This window comes from Natronomonas gomsonensis (assembly GCF_024300825.1).
GTDB classification, from domain to species: domain Archaea; phylum Halobacteriota; class Halobacteria; order Halobacteriales; family Haloarculaceae; genus Natronomonas; species Natronomonas gomsonensis.
The window spans coordinates 2490973-2510843 of the sequence record NZ_CP101323.1 but is presented as its reverse complement, the minus strand read 5'-3'; the positions used below and the strand labels follow the sequence as shown (position 1 = coordinate 2510843).

The window sequence follows — 19871 nt, the reverse complement described above, 5'->3', positions numbered from 1 at the left end:
ATGGCTACGAAAACACCTTTCGAAGGCAACACCAAGGAACGGCGCCGCGAGGCGGTCAAAGAGAAACTCCAGTTCAGCGAACTGGCGTTGCGACACCGAATCGGCGTGTACGGAGTCGTGCTGCTGGGGCTGTTCCCCACGTTCCTGACGCCGTTAGAACTCGACGCCTTCCGGCCCGTGTTGTTCTTCATGATGTTCGCGATGAGTTGGGACGTCGTCTCCGGCTACACCGGCCAACTCAGTTTCGGTCACGCGTTCTTCTTCGCCATCGGCGGCTACGGAAGCGCGGTGGTGACGACACAGCACGGCCTGCCCGTCATCGTCGGCATCGTGCTCGCGACGGTGGTTGCGGCGCTCGGCGGACTGCTCATCGGCATCCCCGCGCTGCGACTCGAAGGGCCGTACCTCTCGCTTGTCACCCTCATCGCGCCGCTGTTGCTGTATCAGACGTTCATCCTGTTCAGTGAGAGTCTGCCGCTGTTCGCCCCGCAGGGACTCGGTGGAACCGGTGGGCTGCCGACCCAGCCACCGCAGGTCGTCGGCTTCGCACAGGACGCCCTGATAACGGTGACTGGCAACATGTCGTGGGCGCTCGGGCGGTACTACACCGCCTTCGCCGCGTTCCTCCTCGTGTTGGCGGTCTGTTACGCCGTGACCCGCTCTTCGGCCGGAACGGTGTTCACCGCGATTCGTGAGGACGAAAACGCGGTTCGCTCCTCGGGACTCAATCCCGCGAAGTTCAAAATCTTCGCGTTCGTCCTCGCAGGCGCAGTCGGTGGGTTCGCCGGAGCGATGTTCGTCCATGCCGGCGGCTTCCCGAACACCGAAAACCTGCTCGGTCCCGGTCGAATCGACCTCAGCATTCAGGTGATTATCATGGCGATTATCGGCGGCATGGGGACCATCGTGGGCGCAGTCGCCGGCGCGTTGCTGTTCGCGCTGACGACCGAACTCGTCAATGCGCTCACGTTCACGATTCCGGTCCTCGGCATCGAGTTCGCCGCACTAGACCCGCTTCCGACGTTCCTGCTCGCCATGCTGGTGTTGGTGTATCTCCCCGACGGCGTCGTGCCCGAAGCGATTCGACGCGGTCGTCGGATGCGCGCCCGCTACCGCGGCGAGGAGGTGCCCGAACCGGAACCGACCGGTGGGAACTCACCCGTCCAAAGTACCATCCAGAAGTACCGCGAGGAAATCAACGATATCATCGGACGTGATAACAAATGAGCACTGATAGCGAACGAGCCGACGTCGAAGACCGGTCGTACGGCCCCGACGACGGCATCCTCGTCGCCAACGACCTCCGCAAGGAGTTCGGCGGTCTCGTGGCGGTCGACGACCTCTCCTTTGCGGTTCAGGAGGGCGAAATCCTCGGCTTCATCGGGCCGAACGGCGCGGGGAAGTCGACGACGTTCAACTCCGTCACGGGAACGTACCCGCCGACCGACGGCACCGTCTACTTCAAAGGCGAGGACGTGACCGGCATCCCCGCCCACGAGATGGTCAAAAAGGGGATGGCGCGAACGTTCCAGGAGTTCGCCCCCCTCGGGGACCGCTCCGTCGTCAAGAACATCGAACTCGCACTCGCACCCGACGAACTGTTCACGCTCGCGGGCGTCGGCGGCGAGAGCGAAGCCCTCGCCACCGAAATCGCAAAGCGCGTCGGGTTGGGTGACGTCCTCGACCAGACGCCCTCGGAACTCCCACACGCCGGAATGTTGAAACTGGAGTTAGGCCGGGCCATCGCGACCCAGCCGGACGTGATGTTGGTCGACGAGCCCTTCGCCGGCCTCTCCGGGAAGGAGGTTCAGGAACTCTCGGAAGTGATGGAGTCGCTCCGACAGCACGGCATGACGCTCATCGTCGTCGACCACAACATGCGCGGCCTGCTGAACCTCATCGACCGCGCGTTCGTCATCCAGTTTGGGTCGAAAATCGCGGAGGGAGACCCGGATGAAATCAAGAACGACCCGAAGGTTCAAGAGGCTTACCTGGGTGGTGATGAGATATGAGTGCGGATAGCACGGACGACTTCGAAAGCGAATTCCAACCCGCCACGGACACCCAACCGACGCCCGACGCGGTACTCGAGGCCGAAGACCTCTCGGTGTCCTACGGAAAGGTCCAAGCGCTTCGCGGGTTGGACCTCACCGTTCGCGAGGGCGAAATCGTCTCGCTCATCGGTCCCAACGGTGCCGGCAAGACTACCTTCGCCAACACTGCCTCCGGGTTCCTGCCGTACAACGGCAGCGTCCGCTACCGGGACCAAGAGGTCTCGAATGTCGGTCAGACCGCACTGGTCGACCAAGGCATGATTCACTGCACCGAGAAGCGGGACCTCTTCGGGTACATGGACGTCGAAGACAACCTCGAGTTGGGCGGCTACCTGCAGGACGACGCCGTCATCGAAGAGCGCAAGGAGTTCGTCTACGACCTGTTCCCGCGACTCGACGAACGGCGCGAGCAGAACGCTCGCTCGATGTCCGGCGGTGAACAGCAGATGCTCGCCATCGGGCGTGCGCTGATGGGCGACCCGGACCTGCTCATCCTCGACGAGCCGACGCTTGGCCTCGCGCCCGTCATCCTGAAGGACATCGCCGAGGCGTTCGACCCAATCCAAGAACAGGGCGTCACCATCATGCTCACCGAGCAGAACGTGACGTTTGCCCTGAAACACGCCGACCGCATCTACCTGCTGGAGAACGGCGACGTAGTCCGTGAAGGGACGCCCGGCGAGCTGAAAGGAGACGACTACATCCGCGAGTCCTACCTCGGCGGGTAACTCCGTCTTCGGGGTCGAGACATCGCGGCGAAGAATAAACCACCAACTGTCGAAACGTTTTATTCGCTCCGTTGACAGAGTACGCTAATGAAGCACGAATCGACACTTGCCCTCCTTCTCGTCGTCGTGTGTTCCCTTTGGCTGTTGCCCGCCGGCGTCGGTGCCAACCACGGTGGCAGTCCGACGGATTTCACCACGACGCCGAGCGACCGTACGCCCGGTGCCAGCGGGACGACCTACGTCCTGTCTGCGGAGTTGACCGATACCGTCGACCGCTCGCCGACCATCGAATACCCGGAGGAGGTCGTCTTCCAGATAGCGGATGCGAACCTCAACGAGTGCGAAGGCGACATCACGGGCGATAACTACCGACTCGGCGTGAACCAATCGACGGAAAGCGGCTACCAGTTCCAAGCCTACGAAGTTCAAAGTGCCACGTGGGACGGAAGTGCCGTCCAATTCCGATTCGACACCGAAGACCAACCTGAGTACGGTCAAGACGACAAATTGGAACTCGAATTAGAGGGCTGTGTCGGGAACGCCGATTCGGAGGGATGGTATCAATCCGCCGTCCGTGTGGAGGGAAAATCTCCGACCGGTCGGAACATCAGTTTCACCGACCAGTCACACTACTTCGGGCTCTGTGAGGGCTGTGAGAGCGACGACGATGCACGGCAGGAACTCGGCCCGGCACCGTCGGACCCGACGCCGACGCCGGAGCCGACGCCACAACCGACGGCAACACCCGAACCGACCGACACACCGACACCGGAGCCGACCACCACAGCCACCGCACAACCGACGGCGACGGAGCAGCCAACGGCCACTGCCACACCCGAGGACACACGGACGCCGACCGAAACCGAGAGCGGACCGAACAGCGACCCGCCGTCGGCGTCGACCGTCTTCGGAGTTGACCCACTTGCGGTCGTCGGTGCCGTCGCCGTCGTCTCCATCGCGCTCGCGGTACTCGGCGCTCGGCGGCTGTGATAACGAAAAGCCAAGGGCCGGATTTGAACCGGCGTAGAGCTGCTCTGCAGGCAACCGCGTAAGGCCAGACTCTGCCACCTTGGCGCAATTATCAGTAACGGAGTGGTCGGTTTAAGCGTAGCGGTACGTCGTATTCGACGGCGACGGCTCCGAAAGCGGAGGGGCCTCAGTAACTGCGGGGCAGCCCCAGCGTGTGTTCGGCGACGTGGTTGCGCATCATCTCGGTCGAGCCCGGAGCGACCTTCCCGAGCCGGGAGCCCTTCCACATCTCGATGACGGTGTAGTCACGCGAGAAGCCGTTTCCACCGTGGGTCTGGACCGCCACGTCGGTGGCGTCGTGACCGACTTCGGTGGCGCGAAGTTTCGCCATGTTCGACACTTCGGCGGTCTTCTTCGGGTTGGATTCGTTGTCGACCATCCAAGCGGCCTTCCGGACGAGAAGCCCCGCGGACTGCAGTTTCGCCCACGAGTCGGCGATTGGGTGTTGGATGCCCTGGTGGGCACCGATGGGCTGGTCGAAGACTTCACGTTCGTTGGCGTAATCGACTGAGCGGTTGATAGCGCACTTGCCGACACCGATGGCGCCGGAAGCACCGAGGAGTCGCTCGGGGTTGACCGTATCGAACAACTGGTACAGACCCATGCCCTTCGTCCCGATGATGTCCTCCTCGTGGGCGCGGTAACCGTCGAACGACAGTTCGAACTGTTTTTCGGGCGTCGGGATACCCACGTCGAGTTCTCGCGCTTCGATAGCCGGGTCGTCGGGGTCGACGAGGAACAGGGTGACCCCCTGCATCTTCGCGGAGTCGTCCTTCGGCGACGTTCGGGCGACGAGCAGCATCTGGTCGGCCACGTCGACGCCGGAAATCCACTGTTTCGTCCCGTCGACGACGTACTCGTCGCCGTCTTCCTCTGCGAACGTCGTCATGTTCGGCGCGTTGTGACCGGCGTCGGGTTCTGTCAGCGCCATCGCGAAGTTCACGGAACCGTCACAGATGCCCGGAAGCCACTCTTCTTTTTGCTCTTCGCTCCCGTTCTCGGTGAGGGTGATGCCACCGAAGCAGACGTTGACGACGAACAGCATCTCCGCACCGAGACAGCCGTTGGCACACAGCTCCTCGACGATGGCGGACAGCTCCCAGAAACCCATTCCCTCGCCGCCGTACTCGGTGGGAATCGCGGCACCGAGGAATCCCGCGTCGGCACAGTCGTTCCAGAACTCCGTCGGTTCTCGCCCCTCGGAAACCTCGAGCCAGTAGTCGTCGTCGTAATCCGACGCGATATCGCGGGCCGTCTGTCGAATCATCTCCAACTCTTGGGTCTCTTCGAACCCCGGCTGTGAGGATTGTGATACCGTCATACACACGCCTCGGGACCGGAACCACTTAAACTATGCAACTAACCACGTCTTGAGAGTTTATTCGAGAGGACTCTCCGTGTTGCCACTCTCGGTGAAATAAATGCAAAAAACCCCCGACCAGCGCGCTGCTGGTCGAGGGTTGAATGAATGGTAGGCGGCGAACCAGATTTCCCAGAGACTCTCGTACTCCAGTACTCGCTGGAACGCTGGCGGGCTTATCTTCCGTGTTCGGGATGGGTACGGGAGTCGCCCCGCCGCTATGGCCGCCTTAACGCCGACTCGTGGAGTCGAACCACGATAACGCAACCGTGCGTCGGTGGTGAATTCCGTATGTACGTGCGATCCAGTTTACGCCCGGACCCGCTTCATCGGGCGGAGCAATGATTGGTGGCTTCGGTCAGTTAGTGCTTGCGGGCTGAACACCTCGTTGCCTCGGTGCTTACACCCCAAGTCTATCGAACTCGTCTTCTACGAGAGACCTCGGCGATGCTTCTTTTCCAGGTGGGTTTCGAGCTTAGATGCGTTCAGCTCTTACCCCGTGGTGCGTAGCTGCCCGGCAGTGCCCTCTCGGACAACCGGTAAACCAGTGGCACCCAACCGTAGTTCCTCTCGTACTATACGGTCGTTCCTGTCAAGCATCAGACACACCCAGTAGATAGCAGCCGACCTGTCTCACGACGGTCTAAACCCAGCTCACGACCTCCTTTAATAGGCGAACAACCTCACCCTTGCCCGCTTCTGCACGGGCAGGATGGAGGGAACCGACATCGAGGTAGCAAGCCACTCGGTCGATATGTGCTCTTGCGAGTGACGACTCTGTTATCCCTAGGGTAGCTTTTCTGTCATCAATGGCCCGCATCGGGCAGGCTCATCGGTTCGCTAGACCACGCTTTCGCGTCAGCGATCCTCGTTGGGAAGATCACTGTCAATCCATCTTTTGCTCTTGCACTCACCGTCGGGTCTCCGTCCCGACTGAGATGGACTTAGGGCGCGCTCGATATCTTTTCGAGCGCGTACCGCCCCAGTCAAACTGCCCAGCTATCGGTGTCCTCCTCCCGGAGTGAGGGTCACAGTCACTGACGGGTAGTATTTCAGTGTTGACTCGGTGGCGTGCTAGCGCACGTACCTGTGTAACGTCTCCTACCTATCCTGCACATCAGCGACCATGTCCCAGCGACAGCTTGCAGTAAAGCTCCATAGGGTCTTCGCTTCCCCCTGGGTGTCTCCAGACTCCGCACTGGAACGTATAGTTCACCGGGCCCAACGTTGGGACAGCGACGCTCTCGTTAATCCATTCATGCAAGCCGCTACTGAAGCGGCAAGGTACTACGCTACCTTAAGAGGGTCATAGTTACCCCCGCCGTTGACGGGTCCTTCGTCCCATTGTACTGGGTGTTCAGATACCCGCACTGGGCAGGATTCAGTGACCGTACGAGTCCTTGCGGATTTGCGGTCACCTATGTTGTTACTAGACAGTCGGAGCGTCCAAGTCACTGAGACCTGCCTCTTTCCGAGGCAGGCACCCCTTATCGCGAACTTACGGGGCCAGATTGCCGAATTCCCTAACGTCGGTTGTTCCCGACAGGCCTTGCCTTTCGCCGGCATGAGCACCTGTGTCGGATCTCGGTACGGACGTTATACTTGCCTTTTCACGGGCCCCAGGTTGAACCAACTTGCGCTATCCTGCCGTTCGTCCGCTTCGTGCCATTACGGCATCCACGGATTTGGACAGTTCGACTGGGCGAAGGCCCAGCTTGGTCGACCCCAGGGCGTCAGCGTTCATTGTATAACGGCGCTGGAATATTAACCAGCTTCCCATTTCGACTCATTCGAATTGCGGTGAGTCTTAGGACCGGCTAACCCTCGGCTGACAAACATTGCCGAGGAACCCTTGCTCATTAGGCCGTCGGGATTCACACCCGACTATCGCTGCTACTGTAACCAGGATTTTCGTCACCGGTTGGTCCACTCGAACTCTCGCCCGAGCTTCCACCCAACCGGAGTGCCGACCTACGGAAGCACACGGTGAAGTGTGCCGCTAGGTCTCGGTGGTAGACTTGAGCCCCGATCATTTTGGGCGCCCCGAACCTCGGCCGGTAAGCTGTTACGCTATTCTTAGAGGGTAGCTGCTTCTAAGCTCACCTCCCGGCTGTCTAGGGCTCGGGACCACCTTCAATCGCACTTAGTCTACACTTTGGGACCTTAACCAAGCTCTGGGTTGTCTCCCTCACGCTGCACAGGCTTACCCCGCACAGCGGACTCCCTGCGTCGACGGCGTTCGTGAGTTCGGAGTTTGACAGGAGGGTGAACTTCTCTCGAAGTCCACTCCTCCAATCAGTCTCTCTACCCCACGAACTACCTCAGCAGAGGTCATGCTTCGACATGTTTCGGTCGGAACCAGCTGTTTCCGGGTTCGATGGGCCTTTCACCCCTAAACGTAGATCACGAGAGGGTATTGTAGGACACCAACTCTAACGGACCTCCACGTAGCTTTCGCCACGCTTCGTCCTGTCCACGCTTAGATCACCCGGTTTCGGGTCGTACCCATTTGACTCCCCGCGCTTGAACACGGCGGCCCTAGCGCAAAGCGCTGCGGCCATGTCGGTTTCCCTACGCCTTCCCCGATGAACGGGTTAGACTCGCCAAATAAGTACACTCCCTGGTTCGTTTTTCAAAACGCACGACGGGACACCGGCTTCCGATGAGTCCTACTGGAGGCTCGCGCCCCGGTCGTTCTTCAGCGGACCTTTTGTGCCTCGTCGCTCTATCGCCACCTGATTTCAAGCCCTATTGCACCTCCCTTCTCGGGGTGCTTTTCAGCGTTCGTTCACACTACTTGTTCGCTATCGGTCTCAGGACGTATTTAGTCTTGACAGACGATGCCTGCCGAATTCACGAGGAATTTCCAATCCCCGCTACTCTGGAGCTGACGCACGACGTACTAGTTCCCGATACGGGGTTATCACCCTGTATCACGCTCCGTTCCAGGAGACTTCTCGAGAACCTTCTGTCGATGAAAGTCAGTCCGAACACCACATTGCCCGTGAGGGCTTCGGTTTGGACTGTGTCGCGTTCACTCGCGGTTACTAACGACATCACATTCGTTTTCTCTTCCTGTCCCTACTAAGATGTTTCAATCCGGGACGTTCCCCATTGCGCAAAGCAATTGCTTAGAGGATTCCTATTAGGAGATCCGTAGTTCTTAGCCTTCGTGCGGCTCCCTACGGCTTATCGCAGCTTGACACGTCCTTCCTCGGCGCCTGAGCCGAGCTATTCACCAGGTGGCACAGTAGCCACGGTAATGATAGATCGCTCATAAACCCGATGAAACGGGTCCAGTGAGCGTCTGGATCGCACGTACACACGGTCTCATACGCACCCTGCTGACAACAGGGAGCATCCACCCTTCCCACTCACGTTTGCACGGAGTGGTGCATCGGTTCTTCGTACCCAGACGAATCACCGTTTCCCACTTAAGGGACACGGTTCGAAGTCGGGTACGTGAGATGGACCCACTGGGATTCGAACCCAGGGCATCCTCCTTGCAAAGGAGGCACTCTACCACTGAGCTATGGGCCCTACCATTAGCCTTGGCAGTTCAAAGGTGCTCGGTCGGTCACCGTCGACGAACGTCGATAGACGCCAAAGGTGGGTCGGGGACAACGCCCCGATCCCGATCAGTAGGAGGTGATCCAGCCGCAGATTCCCCTACGGCTACCTTGTTACGACTTAAGCCCCCTTGCGGAGCCCAGATTCGACCGAGGAACTCGGCCTCATCCGGACCCCACTCGGGTGCTTTGACGGGCGGTGTGTGCAAGGAGCAGGGACGTATTCACCGCGCGCTTGTGACACGCGATTACTACCGAATCCAGCTTCATGTGGGCGAGTTTCAGCCCACAATCCGAACTACGACCAAGTTTAGGAGATTAGCTCCACCTCTCGGTGTCGCGTCCCACTGTCTTGGCCATTGTAGCCCGCGTGTAGCCCAGCTCATTCGGGGCATACTGACCTACCGTTGCCCGTTCCTTCCTCCGTCTTGGCGACGGCAGTCCCCCTAGTGTACCCAGCCATCGCGAGATGCTGCTGGCAACTAGAGGTGCGGGTCTCGCTCGTTGCCTGACTTAACAGGACGCCTCACGGTACGAGCTGACGGCGGCCATGCACCTCCTCTCAGCAGCTCGAATAAGATCATCAACCTGATCGTCATCACTGCTGTCGGAGCTGGTGAGATGTCCGGCGTTGAGTCCAATTAAACCGCAGGCTCCTCCGGTTGTAGTGCTCCCCCGCCAATTCCTTTAAGTTTCATCCTTGCAGACGTACTTCCCAGGCGGCTCGCTTCACGGCTTCCCTACGGCACAGCACAGGCTCGTAGCCTGTGCCACACCTAGCGAGCATCGTTTACGGCTAGGACTACCCGGGTATCTAATCCGGTTCGAGACCCTAGCTTTCGTCCCTCACTGTCGGATCCGTCCTCCTGAAGTGCTTTCGCCATCGGTGGTCCGTCCAAGATTACGGGATTTCACTCCTACCCCAGACGTACCCTTCAGGTCTTCCGGTCCCAAGCCGAACAGTTTTCGCCGGACGCCCACTCGTTAAGCGAGTGGATTTCCCGACGAACTTGCTCGGCCAGCTACGGACGCTTTAGGCCCAATAATATCGGCCATCACTTGGGCTGCCGGTGTTACCGCGGCGGCTGGCACCGGTCTTGCCCAGCCCTTGTTCCTGTACCACCTTACGGTACAGAAAAGCGAGGGCTCTATGCCCTCGCACTCGGTGTCCCCCTATCGCACTGGCGTGCAGTGTAAAGGTTTCGCGCCTGCTGCGCCCCGTAGGGCCCGGACTCGTGTCTCAGAGTCCGTCTCCGGGCTCTCACTCTCATGACCCGTACCGATTATCGGCACGGTGGGCCGTTACCCCACCGTCTACCTAATCGGCCGCAGCCACATCCTATGGCGCCGGAGCATTTGATACATCCGCCAGTTCCAGGCTGGATGTACTATCCAAGATTAGCCTCAGTTTCCCGAGGTTATCTTGGTCCATAGGGCAGTTTGGCCACGTGTTACTGAGCAGTTTGCTACGTTATACGTACAACTCGCATGGCTAAATCGGACACCGATAGCAATGGCCTCCGGCAGGATCAACCGGAATGTATTCCCCGTGCCTGATTCCCGGCTCGGGGAGGGTTGGCGGGAACACACCAAGATGGTGTGTTTCCTATGCTATCGACGTTCGGCGACATCGGACCGACCGAGTGTCACCGAACTGCCAAGGCTAACATCAGATTTCATCTATACGGCGGACCGCAGGGGTGAAATCCTCATTTCCTTCGGACCTAATCGTATTCCGCGATGGGTCATAAACCCACCGGAACACGTTGGCCCGTGAGTGAGTTCGGGTTCGAACCGAACTCAACCACGTCGTGTTATTCCCGAACACCCTCGTACTGATAAGGGCGTCGGATTGGGGCGTCGCACCGAACCACTTCGGTGCGACCCTCGTACTTCAATCCGAGTGCCCTATTACACTTAAGGGCACCGGATTCAGGACGACGCCGGAATGCGATTCCACGTCGCCCATCGTACTTCAACACCAACACCCTATTACACTTAAGGGCGTCGGAATCCCGCTCGGGTCGAACGTGATGTTCGACCGAGCGGTGTGTTCCAATCCGACTTCCTCCACAGTCGAGATGTCGAGACGAGACGACCCGGAGGGCCGTCCCGGCCGGGGCATCACGCCCCGTGTTGTTCGCATTCGTTCAGATGGGAGTGTTCACCTTAAGCCCGTCGAAGTGAACCCGCTACGTCACGCGTTTTCATGGCTCTCAGGCCTTGGCAAGCGGACTCACGACACACCGGGCCGACAGCTCACTCCTCGAGCCCGTGAGTCACCAATGTTGGCGCGCGCAGTCGACGACCAAGAGCGAGAAACGTGTCCGTGTTCAGATATGAAATGTCGCGCGGTCGGAAGTCGTAGCCCTCATTCCGTACGCACACACGCGTGGTCGGGCACGGGTGAGTTGCCGCGCACCTGTCGCTAACGGCGGGTGACCCATAGCCGTTCGGAAAAACGTAGGAGCTTAGATTTCTTCGAGGTGTTCGATGCCCTGCTTTGAGACGTTGGCCTCGGTTATCTCCTCAGGCATCCAGTCCGGACTGTCACTCGGGGACTCCTCTTCCCACGCCCACCCGTCGTAGATGTGGACCTTCTTCGTCCCCTTCTCCCGGAGTCGAAGCTCTTTGTGCTCGGCGTGTTGCTCGCTGTCCGCCGGGTCAAGTCGGCGTGCCGCCTTCAGTGCCGCCTGCCGAGGCGTCCGACCGGAGAACACACTCGTCTCGTTACCTGTCTGGTCTCGAAGCGCGAAGTTTCGCTTGCCATCGTCGTCACGTGCCATGGTTTCTCTCCTCCGTGTGAGTTCTGCACACACGTTGATATAAATATATCCCCCGAACGAGGTAATTCCGGCCACTAAATTTATAAACAGGGCCGCGGCGTCGGGCGAAAATGGGGGATGAAACCCGTCAAACCGGTGTAGTTTTCGTCCCTCAGCACTCGCGCGCGCCGGAGGGCCACACCGCGCGCACGGTACACTTATGTATCTCGTACGGTGACGGGCACAATACAGCCCGATGGTGCGAAAGAAGAAGCTCAGCCCGAGTGGCGCCAAAGACGAGGACGGCGAGTACCACAACGTACACGTCAATCTCCACGAGGACGAACTCGCCGTCGCTGGCATGGAGATCGGGGACGAAGTGTTCGTCCGCGTCCGAGACGGGAAAATAATCATCCAGAAGGCGGACCCGGACGAACTCGAACACGAGTTCTGAAATCGGGAGTCACCAAGCCCCGAGACCGCCGTATTTAAGCGATTTCGGCGGCCTCTCTCGGTAATGCGTCTCTACGACCTGGCGAAACCGATTCTGTTTCAGCTAGACGCCGAAACCGCCCACCGAAGCGTCCACGAACTCCTCGGCGCCATCGAGGGAACGGCCGTCGAGCGGTTGCTTGCCGACCATTACACCGTCGTCGACTCCCGACTCTCCATCGAGGCCTTCGGCCAGCGCTTCAACAACCCGGTCGGTGTCGCCGCCGGCTTCGACAAGAACGCCGAGATACCCCGCACGCTCGCGGCACTCGGCTTCGGTCACGTCGAGGTGGGCGGCGTCACCGCCGAGCCGCAGGCGGGCAATCCACGGCCTCGGATGTTCCGACTCCCGGAGGACCAAGCCCTCATCAACCGCATGGGATTCAACAACGACGGCGCCGACATCGTCGGCGAACGCCTCGAAGCCACCGACTGCAAGGTACCCGTGGGCGTCAACATCGGCAAGTCGAAATCGGCCCCGAACGACGAGGCCGAAGCCGACTACCGCTACACCTTCGAGCGCGTCCGCGAGGGCGGCGACTACTTCGTCGTCAACGTCTCCTCGCCGAACACCCCCGGACTCCGCGAACTCCAACAGCGCGACCGCCTCGAATCCATCCTCGGGACGCTACAGGACGCCGGCGCCTCGCCGCTGTTGGTGAAACTCTCGCCGAACCTCACCGACGCCGCCACGGAGGACGCCCTGGCCGTTGTCGACGACCTCGATTTGGACGGCGTCATCGCGACCAACACCTCCACGGACCGCCCCGCCTCGCTCAGGGGCGAAGCCGCCGACGAAGAGGGCGGCCTCTCCGGAAAGCCGATCGAGGAGAAAGCGACGAGCATGGTCCGGTTCGTCGCCGAGCGCACCGACAAACCCGTCGTCGGCGTCGGCGGCGTCACCGATGCAGAGGGCGCCTACCGGAAGATACGCAACGGCGCCAGCGTCGTCCAGTTGTACACCGGCCTCATCTACGAGGGACCCGCCATCGCACGCGACATCAACCGCGGGCTCCTCGAGTTGCTCGAACGGGACAGCTTCGACTCCGTCGAAGACGCCGTCGGCGCCGACCTCTGAACCGCGTCAGTAACAGGGGTCCAACCGCAAGCCGCCGTCAACTGGAATCCGGACGCCAGTGAGATACGACGCGGCATCGGAAACCAGAAATGCCACGACGTTAGCCACGTCCTCGGGCGTTCCCATCCGCCCCCACGGAACGCGTTCGTGCATCGTCTCGGTCCGTTCTTCGGAGGCCAGTATCTCGGCGTTCATCGGCGACTCGATGACGCCCGGGGCGACACAGTTGACGTTGATGCCGTACTCGGCCAACTCCAAGGCCATATCCTTCGTGAGCATCTTCACGCCCGCCTTCGAGACGTCGTAGTGCATCTTTTCGGTCCGCGGGATGGTGTCGTGGTAACTGGAGACGTTGACGACGGCACCCTCGATACCGTCGGCGACCATCTGCTTGACGACGGCTTGACTCAGGAGGAACTGCCCCTTCAGGTTCACGTCGAGAACGCGGTCCCAGTCGTCCTCGGGCAACTCCACGAACGGGTACACCGTCTCGATACCGGCGTTGTTCACGAGCACCTCGATGGGGCCGAGTTCCGAAGCCGTCTCGGCGACGATGGCCTTGACTGCCTCGCTGTCGGCCACATCGCCGGGAACGGCAACCGCTTTACCGCCGTCGTCTCGGATTTCCGCGGCCGTCTCGCGGGCCGACTCCTCGTCGATGTCGTTGACGGCGATGGCGTAGTCGTCGGCGAGTTCCAGTGCGATACCCCGTCCGATTCCGCCGCCTGCACCAGTAACGAGTGCAGCACGTTCGGTCATGACGCCGTGTAGACGGTCGGGGGAAACAGGCGTTTCCCTTCCGCTCAGCGCAGTCCGTTCAAATCGAACTCGAAGCCGGCAACCGGCACTTCGAGGTCGTGTTCGACCAACACGACAGGGTGGACTTCGCCGATGACGCCGACCGACTCGCCATCGAGGACGACTTCGGCGGTGCGTCCGGAAATGAAGGAGGGATGCTCCGTCGGCGGCGTCTCCAACTCGGCGTCGAACGCCCGCGCGATGGCCTGCAGACGCGCCTTGGCGTCCTCGTAGGAGGCGTCGGTGCGGGCGACGACGCCCGCGACGGAGCGGCCTTCGGCGACGTTCGTCGGTTCCGCGGTGTCAGCGCCGGCGACGAGGCCGATTTCGGCGAGGTCCTGCGGGTAGGCCCGGTGGGTGTTGTTCTCCAGCACCATCAGAAGCGACGGCAGCGCCCATGTCCGGACGACGGTGTAGTCCTCGCTGTACGGTTCGGTGATGGTCGCCGGGTCCCGAGCGCCGAGCGCCTCGTCGTCGGGTGACAGCGACATCCGCTCGAACAACTCCGCCTCGTTGGTCATATGGAAGTTGAGCAGGTCCTCGAAGCCCAACCCGACCAGCGCGTCGCGTGCGGCGTCCTCAAGTCTGGATGTTTCGTGGCGGCCACCTACCGTCGACACGTCAGGATACCGCGGTTCGAGGTCGTTGAATCCGTACGCTCGTCCCACGTCGTCGACGATGTCCATCGGATGGAGCACGTCGACGCGGTACGGCGGTATCTCGACCTCGTAGACCAGTTCACCGGAGGAGTCTACGCCCGACGAGTCCGTGACATCGGGTTCGGACCTCGATTCCAGCCGTTGGGTCGGTACGTCCTCCAGTTCGACCGCATCGTCGTCGGAATCTTCCTCGTCCGACGTTTCGGCGTCCAACCCGGCCCGTTCGAGTAGGTCGACGACGTCCTCGCCGGCGATGTCGATGCCGAGCGTCGTCTCGATGCGCTCGTGGGAGACGGTCTTCGAAGTCGTCGAGAGGTCGGGACGAGTGAGTTCGCGGTCGGGGTACTCGACGGTCACCTCCTCGATTCGCCCGCCGCGGGCGTCCAGCGCGTAGCAGACGATGGCACACATCTTGTCGATGGTCCACTGGTCGGTGCCGGTCATCTCGATGAAGAGGTCCCGAGACCCCTCCTCGACTTCCGTCCGCTTGCCGTTGATGACCGGCGGGAACGAGAACAGCCCGATGTCGTCGTAGATGGCCGGATACCGCTCCAATCCTTCCACGAGCGGCGCGTACTGCTCGCCGGTGTCGTGTTCGACGAGCACCTCAGCGGGCGTCCGCTCTTCGTCGTCGTCCAGCGGGACGAACGTGTCGCCGTCCGGTTCGACCCCACGGTAGACGATGGATTTCTCGCCGGGGTCGTCTCCGGGATGCCCCTTCAGCATCGTCAGGTCGTGGACGCCGATGGCGCCTTTCGCCCGCTTGCGGCCCATCGTCGCGTGGAGTTTCTCCTGCAGTTGAATGAGCGAGTCGAGTTCGTCGGCGTCGAGGTCGACCCCGCGGACGACGGCACCGGTGACGTAGGGCCGTTCCTCGGGGACACTCTCGTCGACTTCGATGGTCCACTCCGTGTCGTTGGTTTTCGGGACGTAGACGCCGCGGTCGTCGCCGTACTGGTACCGCAGCGATCGGGCGACGCCCTCCACCGAGAGGCGGTCGAGTCGGTCCGGCGCGAACTCCAGTTGGAACTCGCCGTCCTCGGTTTCACCCTCGTACTCGAGGCCGAGCGCGAAGAGGTCGTCTTTCAGTTCCTCGTCGCTCTTCTCGTCGTGGCCCGTCAGTTGCCGCAGTTCCTCGGGGTCGACATCGACGACGGGCATCAGTGAACCACCTCCACGTTCCGCAACAGCTCGAGGTCACACAGCGTCCCGTGGACGTCGCGAATGTCCTCGAAGCCGTACATCAACATGAGCAGTCGCTCTAACGCGAGTCCCCACGCCATCACGTCACACTCGACGCCGAGCGGCGACAGCACCTCCTCGCGGAAGATACCGGAGTTGCCGATTTCGATGAGTTCGCCCGTCTCGGGGTGTTTGCCGAACAACTCGAAGGACGGCTCCGTGTAGGGGTTGTAGTGAGGTTTGAACTCGATGTCGGTGATGCCGAACTGCTCGTAGAACTCCGTGAACGTCCCCATCAAATCCCGCACCGAGAGGTCCTCGGCCATCACCCATCCCTCGATTTGGAAGAACTCAAGCAGGTGCGTCGGGTCGAGGGTGTCGTTGCGATACACCTTCTCGACGCTGAAGTACCGCTGTGGCGGTTCGAGGTCGCCGACCTGTTCGCCGGAGAGATACCGCATCGACAGCGAGGTGGTGTGTCCCCGAAGGTCGACCTGTCGGGCCACGTCGGTCGCCCACGGCGAGTGATAGCCGTCGCCGTCCTCCCCGACGCCGTCGCGGTGGGCCGACTCGACTGCTTCCAGGAGGTCCTCGGGGAGGCCTTCCATCGGCGGCACGTCGAGGCCGAACTGGTCCCAGTGGGTGCGGGCGGGATGGTCCTGGGGCATGAACAGACAGTCGTTAATCCAGAACTCCGCGTCGGCGTGAGGGCCCTCCATCTCCTGAAAGCCCATCCCGACCAGTACGTCCTTCACGCGGTTTGCGGTCTGACGCAGGATGTGTTCCTTCCCGCCGTGGACCGTTTCGGCGTCGGCTTCGACGTTGTACTCGGTGAACTCTACCTCTTCCCACTCCCCGGAGGTCAGCAGTTCGGGCGTGACTGCGCTGACCGTCTCGGCGACCTCGACGCCCTCCATCATCGCGGTAACGCCCTCGTCGGTCAGCGTGACGCTCCGGACGGTCGTCTCCGTGCGCTCGATGAGGCCGCGGGTCTCCAGTCGGTCGAGGATTCCGGGGTCGGTGTATCCGGCGTTGCCCGCGGCGATAGCCTCCAGCGCCTCCGTCTCGGGGTCGGCGTCGGGGTCGACGTCCGGCCCCTCTGTGGTATCGACGATTACCTCACCGCTGTCGATTCGGCCCAGTCCCTTCCGGGCGAAGTTCGACAGCGCGATGTCGACTTCGGGGCCCTCGAGGCCGGCCGCCCCGATGAGTTCGCCCATCGGAACGGGGTCGTCGTCGGCACCGGCGTCGATGGCGGCCTCGTACAGGCGGAGTTCGGGCAGGCCGTCCTCGCGGTACATCTCACCTTCGTCGGTGAGGTGGACGTCCTCGGCGACGTGTTCGTCGACCGCGAGCAGGCCGGCGTCTTCGAGTTCGAAGGCGGCCCGTGTGACGGCCGTGGCGTCTTCGCCGAGTTCCTCGGCGAGCTGTGCAACCGTTTTCGTTTCGGTCGCGCTGGCGGCTTCCAGCAGCGCGACCTGCGTTTCGGGCAATCTCATTGACGAGTGTGTGCGTGGCTCTCTGTTAGCGGTTCCGACTCGAAGACGGCGTTTCGCCGGAGGCGCGACAGCGTCGCCTCCGGGTCCACGCCGTCTACCGAGCGAAAAAGAAACCGAACCCAGAGACTGCGGACTGGTCGGACGCGACACCGATGGCAGCAGTGGGTTCGGGCGCCATACGCGACGCCTTGGCAGGCGTCGACAAAAGCGTTACCGTCGAATCGTCGCCGGCGCGTTCGACTATCTCGTGAATCCGCCGGGGACACCCGCCGCGCCGGCACCGCCCTCGTTGGGGTTGCGGCCGTCGGGAGCGGGCAACTCCAGCACCCGAGCGCCGCAGTCGGCACACTCGACGGCGATGACCTCCCAACTCTGACAGCAGGATTCAACACTCTCGTCGGTGGGGGCGATGGGGCCGCCACACTCCGGGCACGTCTCGAGGAAGACGCGGAACCCCTTGAGAACCGAGAGCCGTTCCTCCGGCAGTAGGACGCTCCAGCGTCGGTCCTCGCTGGCGACCGCCCGGTGGGCCGCGAGGTCCGAAATCATCGCCGCCTCCGTAATCCAGTTGTACTGGGCCTTCCCCTCGACGAGACCGTAGTAGCGACCGTCCTCTCGGGTCTCGATTTCGACCGCAGCCTCGTCCTCTTGGAACAGGTCCGCGAGCGTCTCGACGCGGTCGCCCTCATCCGCCAGCGTCTCGATGGCACCCTCCCACTCCTCGCGGAAGGAATCGACGAGTTCGAGGTCCTCGCCGTCTACGGTCGGTCGGACGACCCCGAACGCCGAGAGCACCTCCTCCATCGGTTGGCCCATCAGTTCCTCGACGGCCTCCCGTTCCGGGAGAACCCCCGACTCCGCGTCTCCCGATTCGTCGGCGTCGGCGCTTTCGTCGACGGCCCTGACGGATTCCGTCGTGGAGGAACCGTTCGCCACGGAGTCGTCGCTCTCCTCCGAGTCGGCGGTCTCGTCGGCACGAGCGGCCGCCTGCTCGGCGAGTTCGACGGGCAGGTCCTCGCCCGGCGGGTCGGCCTTGTCGAAGGCCGCAAGCACCGACTGCGGGAGATACCGCTTCGTCAACTCGGGCGTCCCGGGAACGAGATACCCCCGGAGTGAGACGAGTGCCACGCTCCCGACGAACGTCAACAGTCCCAGCGCACGGTTCCGGCGGCCGACGAGCGCCGAGACGCCCGCCGCGATGAGGAGATTGAGAAGCGTACAGGGCGTACACCGATTCTCGCCGGTGTACTCCGGTTGTTCGAGTCGCTCAACGAGGTCACTCGACATGGACCCCGCTTGGACGGCAAGCCCTAAAAGCGATACCCACCGTGGGGCTGTGGCCGTCAGGTCCCGTGCTGCCAGCTGTCCATGTACTCGGTCTGTTCGGCGGTCAGTTCGTCTATCTCGATGCCTTCGGCTTCGAGTTTGATTTCGGCGACCTCGCGGTCGAGGTCGTCGGGCACCTCGTGGACGCCCGCGTCGTAGGCGTCGCTGTTCTCGACCATCTCGCGGACACAGACCGCCTGCACCCCGAAGCTCTGGTCCATCACTTCGACGGGATGGCCCATCGCGACCGGCGAGGCGAGGTTGACCAACCGCCCGTCTGCGAGGACGTTGATGCGTCGGCCGTCGGGCAGTTCGAACTCCTCGACGCCGTCCCGCACCTCTCGGCGGCCGACCGCCATCTCGTCGAGGCCGTCGAGGTCGATTTCGACGTTGAAGTGACCGGCGTTCGCGAGGACGACGCCGTCCTGCATGGCCTCGAAGTGCTCTTCGACGATGACATCGCGGTTGCCCGTCGTCGTCACGAAGATGTCGCCTTTCTCGGCCGCCTCGGCCATCGAGGCGACCTCGTAGCCCTCCATGTGTGCCTCCAAGGCTCGGCGTGGTTCGACTTCGGTGACGATGACGTGGGCGTTCTGTCCGGACGCCTTCATCGCGACGCCCTTCCCGCAGTAGCCGTAGCCGGCGACGACGACGTTCTTGCCCGCAAACGAGAGGTTCGTCGTCATGGCGATGTTCGACAGTGACGCTTCGCCCGTCCCGTGGACGTTGTCGAACAGTCGCTTCATCGGCGTGTCGTTGACCGCGAACATCGGGTAGTGGAGTTCACCGTCGTCGTCCATCGCGCGCAGGCGGTGGACGCCCGTCGTCGTCTCCTCACAGCCGCCGACGATGGAGTCGATGAGTTCGGGGTAGTTCTCGTGGATGGCCATCACGAGGTCGCCGCCGTCGTCGACGGTGACCGTCGGGGCGTGGTCGATGGTCGCCTCGATAGCGGCGTAGTACTCCTCGTCGTCGACCTCGCGTTTGGCGTAGGAGGTGACGCCGTCGACGGCATCGAGTGCGGCGCTCACGTCGTCGTGGGTCGAAAGCGGGTTACAGCCGGTGATGGCCACTTCCGCGCCCGCCTCGGCGAGTACCTCGGTCAGGACGGCCGTCTTGGCTTCGACGTGCATCGCCATCGCCACAACCTCGCCCTCGAGGGGCGTCTCGGTGCCGAACTCCTCGGCGACGGCGGTCATGATGGGCATGTGCTGTCGGGCCCACTCGATTTTCTTGCGGCCCGATTCCCGAGCGCTCTCGGGGTCCGAGAGCTGTTCGGTTATCGTCGGGTGACTCATACCCCTCGAAACGGGCGAGGGGCGGAAAACGCTA

13 protein-coding genes, 2 tRNA genes and 3 rRNA genes are annotated in these 19871 nt (G+C 61.9%); 6 read left to right on the top strand and 12 right to left on the bottom strand.

Going from position 1 to position 19871, the window contains the following annotated elements; genetic code table 11:
- The 4 genes from NMP98_RS13280 (at position 1) to NMP98_RS13265 (ending at position 3772) form a co-directional block, all read left to right on the top strand.
- Entirely contained in the window at positions 1-1227 is a 1227-nt protein-coding gene (locus NMP98_RS13280) for a branched-chain amino acid ABC transporter permease (protein ID WP_254858288.1), read from the top strand.
- A complete protein-coding gene (locus NMP98_RS13275; RefSeq protein ID WP_254858286.1) occupies positions 1224-2012 on the top strand; it encodes an ABC transporter ATP-binding protein in 789 nt (262 codons plus the stop codon). Before NMP98_RS13280 ends, NMP98_RS13275 begins: the two co-directional genes overlap by 4 nt.
- The gene (locus NMP98_RS13270; RefSeq protein WP_254858284.1) at positions 2009-2782 is read left to right on the top strand and encodes an ABC transporter ATP-binding protein; all 774 of its coding nucleotides are present in this window, start codon (positions 2009-2011) and stop codon (positions 2780-2782) included. The genes NMP98_RS13275 and NMP98_RS13270 overlap by 4 nt, the downstream gene beginning before the upstream one ends.
- Before the next feature lie 87 nt (positions 2783-2869).
- Entirely contained in the window at positions 2870-3772 is a 903-nt protein-coding gene (locus NMP98_RS13265; protein WP_254858283.1) for a hypothetical protein, read from the top strand.
- A gap of 8 nt (positions 3773-3780) precedes the next feature.
- Here NMP98_RS13265 and NMP98_RS13260 read toward each other — a convergent pair.
- The 7 genes from NMP98_RS13260 to NMP98_RS13230 all read right to left on the bottom strand — a co-directional run bounded on the left by NMP98_RS13260 (position 3781) and on the right by NMP98_RS13230 (position 11526).
- A tRNA-Cys gene (locus NMP98_RS13260) sits at positions 3781-3856 on the bottom strand.
- A gap of 82 nt (positions 3857-3938) precedes the next feature.
- Positions 3939-5132 (bottom strand): acyl-CoA dehydrogenase family protein, encoded by a 1194-nt coding sequence (locus NMP98_RS13255; RefSeq protein ID WP_254858281.1) that lies wholly within the window; start codon positions 5130-5132, stop codon positions 3939-3941.
- A gap of 149 nt (positions 5133-5281) precedes the next feature.
- A 5S ribosomal RNA gene (rrf, locus tag NMP98_RS13250) occupies positions 5282-5403 on the bottom strand.
- 111 nt (positions 5404-5514) lie between these two features.
- Positions 5515-8434: ribosomal RNA gene (locus tag NMP98_RS13245) — 23S ribosomal RNA — on the bottom strand.
- Positions 8435-8639: 205 nt separating this feature from the next.
- A tRNA-Ala gene (locus NMP98_RS13240) sits at positions 8640-8711 on the bottom strand.
- Positions 8712-8814: 103 nt separating this feature from the next.
- Positions 8815-10280: ribosomal RNA gene (locus tag NMP98_RS13235) — 16S ribosomal RNA — on the bottom strand.
- Together the 16S, 23S and 5S rRNA genes with 1 tRNA gene alongside form the textbook arrangement of a ribosomal RNA operon.
- Positions 10281-11211: 931 nt before the next feature.
- Positions 11212-11526 carry a non-histone chromosomal MC1 family protein gene (locus NMP98_RS13230; protein WP_156707899.1) on the bottom strand — a complete coding sequence of 105 codons (315 nt, stop codon included), beginning with the start codon at positions 11524-11526 and terminating at the stop codon, positions 11212-11214.
- A gap of 235 nt (positions 11527-11761) precedes the next feature.
- Here NMP98_RS13230 and NMP98_RS13225 point away from each other — a divergent pair, with 235 nt between their 5' ends.
- Positions 11762-11959: a hypothetical protein gene (locus tag NMP98_RS13225; protein WP_156707900.1), complete on the top strand. Its 198-nt coding sequence runs from the start codon at positions 11762-11764 to the stop codon at positions 11957-11959.
- 63 nt (positions 11960-12022) lie between these two features.
- Positions 12023-13075: a quinone-dependent dihydroorotate dehydrogenase gene (locus tag NMP98_RS13220; RefSeq protein WP_254858280.1), complete on the top strand. Its 1053-nt coding sequence runs from the start codon at positions 12023-12025 to the stop codon at positions 13073-13075.
- 6 nt (positions 13076-13081) lie between these two features.
- Here the strand turns inward: NMP98_RS13220 and NMP98_RS13215 are convergent, their stop codons facing one another.
- The 5 genes from NMP98_RS13215 to NMP98_RS13195 all read right to left on the bottom strand — a co-directional run bounded on the left by NMP98_RS13215 (position 13082) and on the right by NMP98_RS13195 (position 19837).
- On the bottom strand, positions 13082-13834 hold the full coding sequence (locus NMP98_RS13215; protein WP_254858279.1) for an SDR family NAD(P)-dependent oxidoreductase: 753 nt from the start codon (positions 13832-13834) through the stop codon (positions 13082-13084).
- Positions 13835-13878: 44 nt separating this feature from the next.
- Entirely contained in the window at positions 13879-15693 is a 1815-nt protein-coding gene (locus NMP98_RS13210; RefSeq protein WP_254858277.1) for a tRNA ligase subunit PheS family protein, read from the bottom strand.
- The gene (gene pheS / locus NMP98_RS13205) at positions 15693-17213 is read right to left on the bottom strand and encodes a phenylalanine--tRNA ligase subunit alpha (RefSeq protein ID WP_254858275.1); all 1521 of its coding nucleotides are present in this window, start codon (positions 17211-17213) and stop codon (positions 15693-15695) included. Before pheS ends, NMP98_RS13210 begins: the two co-directional genes overlap by 1 nt.
- 240 nt (positions 17214-17453) lie before the next feature.
- Complete coding sequence (locus NMP98_RS13200) at positions 17454-18500, bottom strand: DUF8054 domain-containing protein (protein ID WP_254858274.1); 1047 nt, start codon at positions 18498-18500, stop codon at positions 17454-17456.
- A gap of 56 nt (positions 18501-18556) precedes the next feature.
- Positions 18557-19837, bottom strand: coding sequence for an adenosylhomocysteinase (locus NMP98_RS13195; RefSeq protein WP_254858273.1), 1281 nt, complete (start codon positions 19835-19837; stop codon positions 18557-18559).
- Positions 19838-19871 lie beyond the last annotated feature (34 nt).

Excerpts from the sequence above, each read along its gene's own strand:
- NMP98_RS13230 (WP_156707899.1), bottom strand. The coding sequence starts at position 11,526 with ATGGCACGTGACGACGATGGCAAGCGAAACTTCGCGCTTCGAGACCAG.
- NMP98_RS13225 (WP_156707900.1), top strand. The coding sequence starts at position 11,762 with ATGGTGCGAAAGAAGAAGCTCAGCCCGAGTGGCGCCAAAGACGAGGAC.
- NMP98_RS13195 (WP_254858273.1), bottom strand. The coding sequence starts at position 19,837 with ATGAGTCACCCGACGATAACCGAACAGCTCTCGGACCCCGAGAGCGCT.
- NMP98_RS13255 (WP_254858281.1), bottom strand. The coding sequence starts at position 5,132 with ATGACGGTATCACAATCCTCACAGCCGGGGTTCGAAGAGACCCAAGAG.
- NMP98_RS13220 (WP_254858280.1), top strand. The coding sequence starts at position 12,023 with ATGCGTCTCTACGACCTGGCGAAACCGATTCTGTTTCAGCTAGACGCC.
- NMP98_RS13210 (WP_254858277.1), bottom strand. The coding sequence starts at position 15,693 with ATGCCCGTCGTCGATGTCGACCCCGAGGAACTGCGGCAACTGACGGGC.
- NMP98_RS13215 (WP_254858279.1), bottom strand. The coding sequence starts at position 13,834 with ATGACCGAACGTGCTGCACTCGTTACTGGTGCAGGCGGCGGAATCGGA.
- pheS (WP_254858275.1), bottom strand. The coding sequence starts at position 17,213 with ATGAGATTGCCCGAAACGCAGGTCGCGCTGCTGGAAGCCGCCAGCGCG.
- NMP98_RS13265 (WP_254858283.1), top strand. The coding sequence starts at position 2,870 with ATGAAGCACGAATCGACACTTGCCCTCCTTCTCGTCGTCGTGTGTTCC.
- NMP98_RS13200 (WP_254858274.1), bottom strand. The coding sequence starts at position 18,500 with ATGTCGAGTGACCTCGTTGAGCGACTCGAACAACCGGAGTACACCGGC.
- NMP98_RS13275 (WP_254858286.1), top strand. The coding sequence starts at position 1,224 with ATGAGCACTGATAGCGAACGAGCCGACGTCGAAGACCGGTCGTACGGC.
- NMP98_RS13270 (WP_254858284.1), top strand. The coding sequence starts at position 2,009 with ATGAGTGCGGATAGCACGGACGACTTCGAAAGCGAATTCCAACCCGCC.
- NMP98_RS13280 (WP_254858288.1), top strand. The coding sequence starts at position 1 with ATGGCTACGAAAACACCTTTCGAAGGCAACACCAAGGAACGGCGCCGC.